The sequence below is a fragment of the Pseudomonas syringae CC1557 genome, assembly GCF_000452705.1.
In the GTDB taxonomy this organism is placed as follows: Bacteria; Pseudomonadota; Gammaproteobacteria; order Pseudomonadales; family Pseudomonadaceae; genus Aquipseudomonas; species Aquipseudomonas syringae_F.
This window is the reverse complement of the sequence record NZ_CP007014.1, coordinates 5,501,711-5,515,392: the sequence shown is the minus strand read 5'-3', so window position 1 is coordinate 5,515,392 and position 13,682 is coordinate 5,501,711. Positions and strand designations below refer to the sequence as shown.

Sequence of the window (13,682 nt, the reverse complement as noted above, 5' to 3'; positions counted from 1 at the left end):
ATACATGAGGTAGGTAATGGAAGGCTTGGTCAAACTGGATCGGATTGATATCAATATCCTGGTAGAACTCCAGAAAGACGGACGCATGACCAACGTCAGCCTGGCCGATGCCGTCGGACTTTCCGCGAGCCCTTGCCTGCAACGCGTCAAACGCCTGGAATCCGCAGGCTACATTTCCAGCTACAAGGCGCACCTCAATCTCGCAAAAATTACCGAATCGGTCACTGTGTTCACGGAAATCTCCCTGAGCGACCACAAGCGTGAAGACTTCGCCAAATTCGAAGCGAATATTCGCCATGTGGACGAAGTGCTGGAGTGCCATCTGATCAGCGGCGGCTACGACTACCTGGTGCGCTTCATGACCCGCAGCATTCAGCATTACCAGGAAGTGATCGAAGAGTTGCTGGACAAGAACATCGGCATCTCCAAGTACTTCAGCTATATCGTTATCAAATCCCCGGTCATGAAAGACGGCGTGCCGCTGCGCAAACTGCTGCGGCATTGAAACGCTGATCAAGATCGGACGCAGAGCTTCCATAACTGCGTTACCACTCTGGCGTGGGATCGATCGTCAGAGAGCACATCGTTCCTCACGCTCCAGCGTCGGAATGCCTTGGGTAACGCTGCGCGTCACATATCTGCGCCACGCCGCTTGTCCAATTCAGAGTGGCCATCGCGCCTCAACGCTGCGCAAATAATCTGTTTCTGAATTCATGGCGGAGGGCTACCATCTGGGCTGCGCTTTGGCCGGGCTTTTGCTCGTGAATACCGGACACCGACAAGGCTTCCCTGTCGTAATGCACTTCAAAAGGATGTGTTAGATGCGCGTAGCCCCTCGGTTTCTGGAACATTACCGCAAGGCTGACCGGATCATGCTGGGTCTGATCTGGTTATTGTTTGTGTACGCGCTGGGGCTGGCGTTCTGGTTTGATACGTTCACCCAGGCTGTCGTGGTCGGTGGCGGCACCGCTGTGGTGCTGAGCGCGCTGTATCGCGCCATTGGTGGCACCCGGATGATGCGCTGCTGCGTTGGCGTCGGGCTGATGGTCATGGCCGCGTTGCATATCAATCAGACACACGGGCAGGTCGAGATACACTTCGGCATCTTCGTCTTGCTGGCGGTGCTGACCTTCTACCGCGACTGGCTGCCGGTTCTGGTCGCTGCCGTCACCATCGCCATTCACCACATCGGTTTTCATGCCCTGCAGCATTCCGGTTTCCCGGTTTACGTCATGCACCACGGTTTCGGCTGGAGCATGGTGCTTGTGCATGCGGTGTATGTGGTTGTTGAAAGCGCGATTCTGGTTTACCTGGCCGTGCAGAATCAGGCCGAGGCGGTCGAGAATCAGGACATGCTCGACCGTATGCTGGCCACCACCAACAAGTTCTCCCCGGACAGCCAGACCAGCGAGCGTTCGGCCAAGCGCGTGCCGCTGGCGCAGCGGTTCGAGCAGTTTCTGGCGCAGATTACCGGCCTTGTCGACAGTGTGGTGCGCGACACACGCGGGCTTGGCGAACTGGGTCATGACCTCGCCAAGGCCAGCGGCACGCTGGAAACCGGTGCGCAGCATCAGTTGAGCGAGATCGCTCGCATGACCGACGCCATGCAGCGCATGGGAGATGCCATGAACGACATCTCCAGCCACGTTGCGCAAGCGGTGCAGCGTGCCGGTGATGCCAGCGAGCAGGTCGCCCACGGGCGGGACAGCGTCGACCGTGCGCAGAGCGAAATCACCCAGCTTGCCGCGCGTATCAACACCACCGATGTCACGGTGCAGGCGCTTGCCAATCAGTCAGAACAGATCGGCAAGGTGCTGGACGTGATCGGCAGTATTGCCGAGCAGACCAACCTGCTGGCACTCAACGCGGCAATCGAAGCTGCGCGGGCGGGTGAGCAGGGCCGGGGCTTTGCGGTGGTGGCGGACGAGGTGCGCAGTCTGGCGCAGCGCACGGCGGCGTCCACCAAGGAAATCAAGACCATTATCGAAGACCTGCAAAGCGGCAGTCGCCAGGCCGCCACGGCCATGAGCGACAGCCTGCAAGGTGTCGGCCGGTGTGTGGAAAATAGCCAGCGTGCGTCGGAATCCCTGCGCTCGGTGGGTGAAGGCATTGGTCATATCACCCAGCTCAACGGCCTGATCGCCACGACCACCGAACAACAGGCCACCGCCAGCCGCGAAATCGCCGATCAGTTGCGCTCGGTGCAGACCATCGCCGAGCACACCGCTGCCAATATCGGTGTGCTGGCGACCAGCAGCCAGAGCCTGTCGCCGCTGGCCATACGTCTGGAAGCGTTGGGCCAGAGCTTTCACTCGTAGCTTTCGAACCCGGGCTCAGGCAAACACCAGCCCTGACGAGCGCAGCAGTTCCTGAGTGTAGGCCTGCTGCGGCGCGGCGAAGATTTCGCGGGACGGACCTTGTTCGACCACTTTGCCATCCTTGATCACGATCAGGTCATGGGCCAGCGCATGGACCACCGCCAGGTCGTGGCTGATAAACAGATAGGTCAGGCCATGGCGTATTTGCAGGTCGCGCAGTAACGCCACGATCTGCTTTTGCACCGTGCGGTCGAGGGCGGAGGTTGGCTCGTCCAGCAGGATCAGATCCGGTTCAAGCACCAAGGCGCGAGCGATGGAAATACGCTGGCGTTGGCCGCCGGAAAACTCATGCGGGTAACGATGCCGGGTCGAGGGGTCGAGCCCTACTTCCTGCAGGGCCCGAATCACCGTCTGCTCACGCTCTTTGGGCGTGCCGATGTGATGCGTCACCAGCCCTTCGGCGATGATCTGCTCCACGGTCATGCGCGGGCTGAGGCTGCCGAACGGGTCCTGGAACACCACCTGCAACTGGCGGCGCAACGGGCGCATCAGGTGCTGGCTGTGCAGGCTCAGTTCCTTGGTGCCGAAACGAATGCTGCCCTCTGAATCGATGAGCCGCAAAATCGCCTGACCCAGCGTCGACTTGCCCGAACCCGACTCGCCGACAATCCCCAGCGTCTTGCCCTTGAGCAACTCGAAACTGACCCCGTCCACGGCTTTCACATACTGCTGCTCGCGCTTGAACCAGGCCTTGCCCAGCGGGAACCAGACCTTCAGGTCCTGCACCGACAGCAGCGTGTTGCTGTGCGTGGACGGCACCGGCTCGCCGTCCGGTTCGGCGTTGATCAGCAAGCGGCTGTAAGGATGCTGCGGGCTGTCGAACAGCGTCTGGCAATCGGCCTGCTCGACGATTTCGCCTTCGCGCATCACGCACACCCGCTGCGCAATACGGCGCACCAGATTGAGGTCGTGGCTGATCAGCAACAGCGACATGTTCAGCCGCTGTTGCAGGGACTTGAGCAACTCCAGAATCTTTACCTGCACGGTCACATCCAGCGCCGTGGTCGGCTCGTCGGCGATCAGCAGGTCGGGCTCATTGGCCAGTGCCATGGCAATCATGATGCGCTGGCGCTGCCCGCCCGAAAGTTGATGCGGGTACGCTTTAAGACGGGACAAAGGATCGCGGATGCCGACCAGCTCCAGCAGCTCCAGCGTTCTGCTCCGTGCAGCCTTGCCCTTCAGGCCCTTGTGGGTGACAAGGATTTCGCCAATCTGTTTTTCAACGGTGTGCAGCGGGTTCAACGAACTCATGGGTTCCTGAAAAATCATCGCCACCCGGTTGCCGCGCAGGCTGCGCAGCTGTTTGTCGCTGGCCTTCACCAGATCCAGCCCGTCGTAACGAATCGAACCCTGAGTGCTGACGTTTTTCGTGGGCAGCAAACGCAGGATCGAATGCGCGGTCACCGATTTTCCCGAGCCGGATTCGCCCACCAGCGCCAGGCATTCGCCACGGCGGATATCGAGGCTGACGCCATGCACCACTTCGTTGCCGTTGAAGGCGACCCGCAGGTCGCGAATTTCAATCAGATTGTCTTGCATGTCAGCTCCTAGGATCAAACGCGTCGCGGCAGGCTTCGCCGATGAACACCAGTAGCGAAAGGATCAGGGCCAGCACCACGAACGCGGTCAGGCCCAGCCAGGGCGCTTGCAGATTGCGCTTGGCTTCGCCGATCAGTTCACCCAGCGAAGCGCTGCCCGCCGGCATGCCGAAACCGAGAAAATCCAGCGCGGTGAGCGTGGCGATGGCGCCGGTGATGATGAACGGCAGGTAGGTCAGGGTGCTGGTCATTGCGTTGGGCAGGATGTGTCGCCACATCAACGCAGCATCGGTCAGGCCCAGCGCGCGAGCGGCTTTGACGTACTCCAGATTGCGTCCGCGCAGGAACTCGGCACGCACCACGTCCACCAGTGACAGCCAGGAAAACAGCGCCATGATCCCCAGCAGCCACCAGAAATTCGGCGATACAAAACCGGACAGAATGATCAGCAGGTACAGCACCGGCAAACCCGACCAGATTTCCTGAATGCGCTGGCCGATCAGGTCGGTCATGCCGCCGTAGTAACCCTGAACCGCTCCGGCGCAGACGCCGATCACGGTACTGATCACTGTCAGCAGCAACGCGAACAGGATCGAAATCCGCGCCCCGAACAGCACCCGTGCGAGTACATCGCGAGCCTGTTCGTCGGTGCCCAGCCAGTTGATCGCGTCAGGCGGGCTGGGTGACGGCGCGTCCAGATCATAGTTGATGGTGTCGTAGCTGAACGGGATGGGCGCGAACAGCATCCAGCCGTTCTTCGCGGCGATCAGCTTGCGCACGTAGTCGCTGGAATAGTCCGGTTCGAAGGGCAGTTCGCCGCCGAAGTCGGTTTCCATGTAGGTGTGCAACACCGGGTAATACATCTGGCCGTCGTAGCTGATCAGCAACGGTTTGTCGTTGGCGATCAACTCGCCACACAGGCACACCAGCAGCAAGCCAACGAAGATCCACAACGACCACCATCCACGCCGGTTGGCCTTGAATAGATCGAAGCGGCGCTGGGTCTGGGGAGAAAACTCGAACATCAGGCGCTCCTCGCGGAAAAATCGATGCGCGGGTCGACCAGCGTGTAGCACAGGTCACCGATGAGTTTGATCAGCAGGCCGAACAGCGTGAACAGGAACAGCGTGCCGAACACGATGGGGTAGTCACGCGAGACGGCCGCTTCATAACTCATGCGTCCCAAGCCATCGAGGCCGAAGATGGTTTCGATCAGCAGCGAGCCGGCGAAGAACACCTCGATCAGCGCCTGCGGAATACCGGCGATCACCAGCAACATCGCGTTGCGAAACACATGGCCGTACAGCACGCGATGCTCGGTCAGGCCCTTGGCCCGCGCCGTGACTACGTACTGGCGGCTGATCTCGTTGAGGAAGCTGTTCTTGGTGAGGATGGTCAGCGTGGCGAACCCGCCGATCACCAGCGAACTGACCGGCAGCACCAGGTGCCACAGGTAGTCTTTCACTTTGCCCCAGGTGCTCAGGCTGTCGAAGTTTTCCGAGAACAAACCCTGCGCCGGAAACCAGCTCAGGTAGCTGCCCCCGGCGAAGACCACGATCAGCAGAATGGCGAACAGGAACGCGGGCGTGGCATAGCCGATGATCACCAGCGTGCTGCTCCACACATCGAACGCGCTGCCATGCCGCACTGCCTTGCGAATGCCCAGCGGGATGGAGATCAGGTAAGTGATCAAGGTCGCCCAGAGCCCGAGTGACAGCGACACCGGCAGCTTCTGCGCAATCAGTTCGGTGACCGGCGCGCCACGAAAGAAGCTGGTGCCGAAGTCCAGTTGCGCGTAGTTCTTGAGCATCAGCCAGAGCCGTTCGTGCATCGGTTTGTCGAAACCGTAATGCTCCTTGATCTGCTCGATCAGCGCCGGGTCCAGCCCGCGTGTGCTGCGGCTGGCGGTGCCGGTCGCGGCCACTTCACCACCGCCGCCACCGACCCCGTTGGGGCTGAAACCCTGAATGCGGGCGATGGCCTGTTCGACCGGGCCACCGGGCGCGGCCTGCACGATCAGGAAGTTCACAATCAGAATCGCCAGCAGCGTGGGGATGATCAGCAGCAGGCGTCGAATCACGTAAGCCAGCATCTCAATGCTCCTTCGCAGCGGTGGTCTTGCCGGTGAGCGCAGCGGCCTGCGCGTTGGTCAGCGGCGTCGGGCTTATCTGCCACCAGCTTTCCATTCCTACGTCGTAGATAGGCGCGACGTCAGGCATGCCGAAGCGGTTGGCGAACACCAGCGGTATGCCTTTGGAGTAGTAGTTGGGAATCATGTAGTAGCCCCATTGCAGGACCCGATCCAGCGCCTTGGCATAGACCACCATGTCGTTGCGGGTGTTGGCGCTCACCAGCCCGTCGATCAGCGTGTCAACCGCCGGGTTGCGCAGCACCATCGCGTTTGAGCTGCCGACTTCGGTGGCGCTCTGCGAGCCGAACAGGTTGTACAGTTCACGGCCGGGAGAAATGATGGGATTGCCGTTCTTTGGCAGGTTGACCACGATCATGTCGTAGTCGCGGGCGTTGAGCCGGTTGATGTACTGCGCCGAATCGATACGCAGGAAATCCAGGGTGATGCCGATCTGCGCCAGGGTGCGTTTGAAGGGCAGAATCAGACGTTCGAAACCGCCTTGGCCATCGAGAAAACTGAACACCATCGGCTCGCCAGCAGCATTGACCAGCTTGTTGTCTTTCGGGTGCCAGCCGGCTTCGGCCAGCAGTTTGAGGGCCTGTAATTGTTTGTCGCGGATGTAACCGCTGCCGTCGGTCCTGGGCGGCTGATAGACCTTCGTGAACACCTCGTCCGGCACCTGACCGCGCAATGGCTCAAGAATTTTCAGCTCGGCTGGCGTAGGCAGTTCGGTGGCGGCCATGTCGCTTTTCGGGAAGTAACTCTGTTGGCGCACGTAGAAATTGCGCATGACCCGTCGATTAATCCAATCGAAATCCCACAGCAGCGACAGCGCTTCACGAACACGCCGATCCTTGAAAACCGGCTTGTCCAGATTGAACACAAAGCCCTGCGCCGGCACCGGACGTTGCTGGGCGGTGATGCGTTTTTGCAGACGCCCATCGTCAATCGCCGGGCCGCTGTAACCGACCACGAAGCCGGAAGAGGAATACTCGCGGTTGTAATCAAACGTCCCGGCCTGGAGCAACTGGCGGGCAATTTCCGTGTCGCCGTAGTAGTTCACGGCCAGGGTGTCGAAGTTGTACAGGCCGCGGCTGACTGGCAGGTCCTTGCCCCACCAGTCCTTGATTCGTTCGAAGGTTACGCTGCGCCCTGCGTCGACCTTGGCGACCCGGTACGGCCCGTTGCCCAGCGGCGGCTCGAAACCGCCGCCGTTGGCGAAGTCGCGAGTCTTCCACCAGTGTTCCGGCAGGATGTGCAGGCTGGCGATATCCAGCGCCAGCATGCGGTTTAGGTTGTTCTTGAAGTCGAAGCGAATCTGTAGCGGCGCCTCTATGGTCACCGCTTTGACGTCGGCGAACATGGGGCGATAGCTGAAGCTGGCCTTGGTGGTCATCAGCTCGAAGGTGTAGCGCACGTCTTCTGCAGTGACGGGTTTGCCGTCCTCGAAACGCGCTTTGGGGTTGAGGAAAAAACGAACCCACAGACCGTCCGGGTCCACCTCCATTTTTTCCGCGATCAATCCATAAACGGTGTACGGCTCATCCAGTGAGCGATAGGCCAAGGGTGAGTACACCCAGCTATCGACCTCCCGCACATTGATACCCTGATCGACGTAAGGGTTGAGGTAGTTGAACTGGCCTATTTCTTCCGCCGAGCGCGTCAGCGAGCCACCTTTTGGGGCGTTCGGGTTGACGTAGTTGAAGTGCTGAAAGCCAGCCGGGTATTTCGGTGCCTCGCCATAGACAGTCAAGGCGTAAGTCGGCGCGGCCTGCGCGGCCTGCCAGCAACTGCACAGCGCAACACCCAGAATCAGGCGTGGCAGAAAACGGGTATGACGCAACATGGTGGGGCTTTCCTCGTACGCACTGAATGACGATGAGTCGCGAAAAAGCCCCCGGCCGGGGAAGGTGGATGAAACCAGGGCCGGAGGGGGCGAGCTCGCAATCTGACGTGGCCCACGGAGCGTGGTGTGGGCCGCGTCGTCACACTCAGAAGTGGTAAGTCGCGCGTGCGAACAGGGTGCGGCCCAGTGGGTCGGCGTAACGAGGGTCATAGCCGGACTGGAAGTTGTAGGCCTGGTTGGTGAATGGCGGGTTGCGATCAAACAGGTTGCGCACACCGGCATCGACATCCAGCACCTTGTCGAAGGTGTGGCCGACCGACATGTCCCACAGCGTATACGACGCGACGCGGGCGTTGGTGGTGCGGTCATAGTCGTTGTAGCCGCTGGTGAAGCGGTTGCTGAGGGATGCGCGGGTATCGCCCAACGACCAGGTGCCGGTCAGCACGTGTTTCCAGCGCGAGATCACGCCGTCGCCCTGGAAGTCGCCCACTTTGTCGGTGTACGGGCCGTCGATGATGTTCTGGAAGTCATAACGGTTGACGTAAGTGCCGGTCATGCCCAGACCGAACTGGCCGTATGGCGTGTTCGGAAAGCGATAGTCGAGGGATACATCGACACCGCTGGTCTTGACGATGCCCAGGTTGGCATTGCCGGTCACGATGTTGGCAATCGAGCCATCGGCGGCGCGAACGTAACGGTCGGCGTAGGTGTTCGGGTCATCGAACACCGTCGACTCGGGGAACGACTGAATCTGGTTGGAGATGTGAATCCACCAGAAATCCAGCCCCATCGACAGGTTGCTGACTGGCTGGTAGACAAAGCCAAGGGTCACGTTGCGGGCTTTTTCCGGAGCCAGCTCAGTGTTGCCACCGCTGTTGTTGAGGAACTGTTGCGCGCAATCGCGACCGGCGTTGCCGCCAGGTTGCACGGTGCCACCCGCACACAGTACCGGGTCGTTGTAATAGCCCTGGGTGTAGCTCAGGCTGCGAGGTGCATACAGTTCATACAGCGACGGCGCACGGAAGCCTTCGCTGTAGGCACCACGGACCACCAGTTGCTTGAACGGCTGATAGCGGAACGAATATTTCGGGTTGGTGGTGCTGCCGAAGTCGCTGTATTTGTCATGGCGAACAGCGGCTGTCAGCTCAAGGCTGTCCAGTACCGGCACGTTCAACTCGGCATATTCAGCCTTCACGCTACGCTCACCGGATACGCTGCCAGCGGCATCGAGACCCAGGCTGCTGATGTCGTTGACGAAGGGGTCGAAGTCCTGATGCATCTTCTCCTTGCGGTACTCACCGCCAAGCGCCAGGCCGGATGGGCCCGCGCCGAACCAGTCGCCGACTTCCCGGCTGATACGCGCATCCAGACCGGCCACCCGGCCTACAGCGCTGGAGTATTGGCCGTGGTATTCGTTGGCATCGATCAACGCCTGCCCTTGTGCCGTTTGCGGGCCGAACGGGTTGAGGACGCCATTGGCAAGGCCATTCAGCATCGCCGAGTCACTGACAAAGCCGCTGGTCACCGACGACAGCACCTTGTTCTGGTTGTACGAAGCGCCGACGTTGTAGTCCCAGCCACCTACCAGACCGTCGAAATTCAGCAGAAAGCGCTGGCTGGTGTTCTGGTCACTTGAGCCTCGTGCGCCCGCTGCCGTTTCGCGCCAGGCGGTGCTGACCGGTTGCGTCGGGTCGAGGGTGAAGTCGGTCGGTGCCGGGGTAATGCCGTTGCCGGGATAGAAGGGCGATGAAGCGTCCAGCGACAGACCTGTGAGCGGCGCAGGACCAATGCCGGTGTGGTTGTTGTTGCGGGCCCAGAAGTATTCGAGGCTGACGTTATGATCGTCGGCCAGCTTGCCGGTGGCCTTGCCGAAGAACGAGGTTTTCTCGGTCTGCGGAATCAGGTCGATGTATTCGCGGGTGCTGAAACGGCAGATGCCGTTGCTGGCGATCAGGTTAGCTCCGCCGCAGTTTCTGCCCAACGGGTTGCCCGAGTTGTCGCCCTGATAATAGTTGGCCGGGTAGGCGGTGCCGGACGTCTGGTTGAGTCCGCGTCCTGGCTGGTAATCCCGCGTAAACGAACGGTCGTTGGCGTCCAGATTCTGCTGCTTGTTGTAGTTGAACACGCCCATGACGTTGAAGCGGTCCTGCTCCAGATCACCAAAGCCCCAACTGCCGCTCATGTCCTTGCTGGCCCCGCCACCGCTGGCGGTCGGGGTGTCGCCACCCAGGGTCAGGGTGCCGTCGGTCAGCGATTTCTTGGTGATGAAGTTGATCACGCCGCCGATGGCGTCGGTGCCGTACAGCGCCGACGCGCCGTCACGCAGCACTTCGACGCGGTCGATGGCGGCGAACGGAATCATGTTCAGGTCGATGGCGCTGCCGTTGGGCGTGCCCACACCCGAGATCGCGTTATTGGCCAGACGACGGCCGTTGAGCAGGACCAGCGTCTTGTTCGCGCCAATGCCGCGCATGTCGGCAAAGGACGCGCCGCCGGTGCTGGCGCCGATCGAGCCTGCACTGTTCTGGATCGACTGGCTGCCGGTGATGCGCTGGACCATTTCCTGAGTAGTGGTCACGCCCTGTTTCTTCAGGTCATCGGCGCGCAGGATGGTAATCGGCACTGCGGTTTCGGCATCGACCCGGCGGATCGCCGAACCGGTCACTTCGACACGTTGCAATTGAGTCGTGGCAGGCACAACCGCTGCACTGGAGGACACGGCCGAGCCGCTGGTGTCCGCATCGACGGCGTCTGCCGCCTGAGCACCGCTCATGCCCATGGCCAATGCACAGAGCAGGGCACGTGGATGACGCCGGACCGCAAGGGCCAGTGGTTTGAGGGTGCAACCGGGAAGATTCATCAGCATGGTTAGTTCCGACTTGATCCAGACATTTATTGAAATGGCCTTGTGAGCCCTCTGTTCCCGACGCGGTTGTGCCGAGCGGGTATTCCACTTCTCTTTTTCCAGCAAGCCGCTCCCCTCCAGGGGCTTTTCAGCCCACGGACGACCGCATTCACGGGAGTCGGGTCAGACGGCTTCGCGCGGCGAAGCCCTCAGATCACATTCGAGTCATTTCGCCGTCATGACAGATATCTTGGTAATACCGGAGCGTTCGATGGACGCCATGGCCTTGGCCACCTGGCCATAGTTCACGGCCGTGTCGGCCTGTAACTGAACGCGGATTTCCGGGTCCTTGGCCTTTTCGTCCTGCAGGCTTTTTTCCAGCAGCTCCGGGGCGATCTCCGATTTGGCGAGGTAGAACTTGCCGTCCTGATCAACGCTGACCACCACCGGGTTCTTCTTCTCGGCAGGCGCGACCGCGTCGGTCTTGGGCAGATTGACCTTGATGGCATTGGTCATCAGCGGGGTGGTGACGATGAACACCACCAGCAGCACGAGCATCACGTCGACCAGCGGCGTGACGTTCATTTCGCTGAGTACTTCATCGCTGTCTTGAGTGGAGAACGACATTAGCTGGCCTCCCGAACGGCATGGCCGTTCTTGCTGGCGATAGGCTGACGCGTGACGGCAAAGGCGCTGCGCTGGGCGAGCGCATCGAAGTCGTGGGCGAAGTCATCCATGTCGGCCACGGCGAGCTTGAGGCGGCGCAGAAAGAAGTTGTAGATCAGCACCGCAGGCACTGCGACGGCGATACCCACGCCAGTGGCGACCAGTGCGTGACCGATGGGGCCGGCGACTGCTTCAAGGCTGGCCGAGCCGGTCACGCCGATGCTCTGTAGTGCTTCCATGATCCCCCAGACCGTACCGAACAGACCAATGAAGGGCGCGGTGCTGCCGATACTGGCGAGAATCGCCTGGCCACTTTCCAGTGCGCGACGTTCTTTTTGTATCTGCTGACGCAGGTTGCGTTCCAGACGGTCCGAGCGGTTGATGGTGTGCGCCAGTTGCTGCGTGGTACGCGGCGAGTCATCGACCGCCATCGCCTCAAAGCCGCTGTTGGCAATACGCGCCAGGGCGCCGGGGTATTGCGCCGAGTGCTCGGCAGCGGTGAGCAGGTCCGGCGCGCTCCAGAACGCCTTGGTGAACTGTTTGTTCTGGGACTTCTGACGGACGTACTGCGCCGACTTGATCAGCAACAGTGCCCAACTCAGTATGGAAAACACAATCAATGCCCAGAGCACGGCCGGGACGATCATGGAAGAGAGCGATGCGTTCATGGTTTAAACCTCACCAGCTTTAAATGAATTGTCGGTTGTCATGCGCCGGATCATTCCGGCAGCTTGAAGTCGATGGTCTGCGTAGCGAAGCCTTCAATCGGCGTATCGCCACGCTTGGCCGGGATAAACTTCCAGTTGCGCACGGCTTCCACAGCCGCTTCGTCCAGTACCGGTTTGCCGCTGGATTTGGTCACCTCGACAGCGCCTGCGCGACCGTTGGGCAGCACCTTGATGCGCAGCACCACGCGGCCTTCCCAGCTGCGACGAAGGGCCAGCCCCGGATATTCCGGTGGCGGGTTGCCCAGGCTGGCGAGCCCTGATACAGCCGCGCTTTCCTTGGCCGGAGCCGGTGGCGCAGCAGGTGCCGGAGGTGCAGGCGCAGGTGTTGGCGGCGCAGGCGGGCTCGGCGCGGCGACAGGCGTTGGCGCAGGCGGCGTCGGCTTTTTCACAGGCTCGACTTTCTTGACCGGTTTGGGCTTCTCGACCTTGGGCTTTTCCACCGGCTTGGGTGGCGGCTCCACGGCGTCCGGGTCCTCGACCGGCTGTTCCGGCTCGGGTGGCGGCGGCGGGGGAGGTGGCGGAGGTGGTGGCTCGGGCGGCGGCGGTTCTGGCGCAGGCGGTGTTGGGCTGGTCAGTTCAATGGTCATTTCCGGAACTTGTGGTGCAACTTCCGGCAGCTCGGGCTGCGCTGTTTGCATGTACCACCAGATCACACCGTGGATAAGTACCGACGCAGCAATCAACACCATTACTTGCGGCTTATTGAGGCCGCCCGGGCGTGACGTATTGGCACTGAAAGGAATGCCCTGCCACGCCGTCGAAGTGTCATCGGGCGAGGGGGAGGGAACCGCTTTCATTATTACCGCATCATTCATTAACGCTCCCTCGGGTAGGTGAAGGGCAATAAAAGTCCGTTCGAATATTTTATGAATATTCGACTGTTGGATATCCGCACGTTAGTCAGGTGCATGACACCATTAAGCCTGTGCGCAGACACAGGCTCAAACAGGGAAACGAGTTCTTAACTAGGGCGTTCGCATTGCTGATCCTTGTTTTCTTATCGTCGTGTACGCGTACGCACAGTCATGTTCCTGAGTGGATACATTGCAACCGCTGTGCCAGAAGGCCCAAGCGCTCAGCGCTTATTCAGTGTACATGTCGCATTCCTGTAACTATTTATCGATTGCAGCGTTCGGCTGGTTAAAAGCTGTTTATATGACGGACATTTGAAATAAATCGACAGATGAATGTATCCCCTCTGCTGATTCAGACGAATTGGAAAAGCATGACCTGTTGGTCAGTTTTCTGGATGCACCAATAAAGCATGTCGATGATCAAGTTGGTGCATGAGTAAGTTATTCGCTCAAGTACAGACACTCCCGGCGTGTGTGATCGATAAAGGTATTGAAATAAATAACCATCGAAGGAAGAGGGTCTGGAGAAACTAATCCGATAAAAAGGTCCGGCAGTCGTTGCCTGTTAGTTGGTGTGGCTTTCAGGCAAAACTCTTGTTTGCGCGCGCAGGTATCCGGGCCCTGATTAATCAATCAGAACATCCAAAGAATGGCGCGAAGGTTTTACGTAAAAAAGTGCCGGGTTTTCAGACAGTC

The 13,682-nt window shown here is 60.0% G+C and carries 10 protein-coding genes; 2 read left to right on the top strand and 8 right to left on the bottom strand.

Features of this window, described 5'->3' with window-relative positions; genetic code table 11:
- Nucleotides 1-16 precede the first annotated feature (16 nt).
- A complete protein-coding gene (locus N018_RS24290) occupies nt 17-505 on the top strand; it encodes an Lrp/AsnC family transcriptional regulator (RefSeq protein ID WP_002555947.1) in 489 nt (162 codons plus the stop codon).
- Nucleotides 506-821: 316 nt separating this feature from the next.
- Entirely contained in the window at nt 822-2,318 is a 1,497-nt protein-coding gene (locus N018_RS24285) for a methyl-accepting chemotaxis protein (protein WP_024645045.1), read from the top strand.
- 15 nt (nt 2,319-2,333) lie between these two features.
- On the opposite strand, the gene N018_RS24280 is transcribed toward N018_RS24285, so the two are convergent.
- The 8 genes from N018_RS24280 to N018_RS24245 all read right to left on the bottom strand — a co-directional run bounded on the left by N018_RS24280 (nt 2,334) and on the right by N018_RS24245 (nt 12,947).
- Complete coding sequence (locus N018_RS24280; protein ID WP_025390952.1) at nt 2,334-3,917, bottom strand: ABC transporter ATP-binding protein; 1,584 nt, start codon at nt 3,915-3,917, stop codon at nt 2,334-2,336.
- A 1-nt stretch (nt 3,918) separates the two neighbouring features.
- Nucleotides 3,919-4,941: an ABC transporter permease gene (locus N018_RS24275; RefSeq protein WP_025390951.1), complete on the bottom strand. Its 1,023-nt coding sequence runs from the start codon at nt 4,939-4,941 to the stop codon at nt 3,919-3,921.
- Nucleotides 4,941-6,008 carry a microcin C ABC transporter permease YejB gene (locus N018_RS24270; protein ID WP_025390950.1) on the bottom strand — a complete coding sequence of 356 codons (1,068 nt, stop codon included), beginning with the start codon at nt 6,006-6,008 and terminating at the stop codon, nt 4,941-4,943. The genes N018_RS24275 and N018_RS24270 overlap by 1 nt, the downstream gene beginning before the upstream one ends.
- Nucleotide 6,009: 1 nt before the next feature.
- Nucleotides 6,010-7,893 carry an extracellular solute-binding protein gene (locus N018_RS24265; protein WP_025390949.1) on the bottom strand — a complete coding sequence of 628 codons (1,884 nt, stop codon included), beginning with the start codon at nt 7,891-7,893 and terminating at the stop codon, nt 6,010-6,012.
- A gap of 145 nt (nt 7,894-8,038) precedes the next feature.
- Entirely contained in the window at nt 8,039-10,759 is a 2,721-nt protein-coding gene (locus N018_RS24260) for a TonB-dependent receptor (protein WP_025390948.1), read from the bottom strand.
- A 204-nt stretch (nt 10,760-10,963) separates the two neighbouring features.
- A complete protein-coding gene (locus N018_RS24255; protein WP_002555939.1) occupies nt 10,964-11,365 on the bottom strand; it encodes an ExbD/TolR family protein in 402 nt (133 codons plus the stop codon).
- Nucleotides 11,365-12,051: a MotA/TolQ/ExbB proton channel family protein gene (locus N018_RS24250; protein WP_032632752.1), complete on the bottom strand. Its 687-nt coding sequence runs from the start codon at nt 12,049-12,051 to the stop codon at nt 11,365-11,367. The genes N018_RS24255 and N018_RS24250 overlap by 1 nt, the downstream gene beginning before the upstream one ends.
- 71 nt (nt 12,052-12,122) lie before the next feature.
- Nucleotides 12,123-12,947 carry an energy transducer TonB gene (locus tag N018_RS24245; protein WP_080265692.1) on the bottom strand — a complete coding sequence of 275 codons (825 nt, stop codon included), beginning with the start codon at nt 12,945-12,947 and terminating at the stop codon, nt 12,123-12,125.
- Nucleotides 12,948-13,682: the final 735 nt, after the last annotated feature.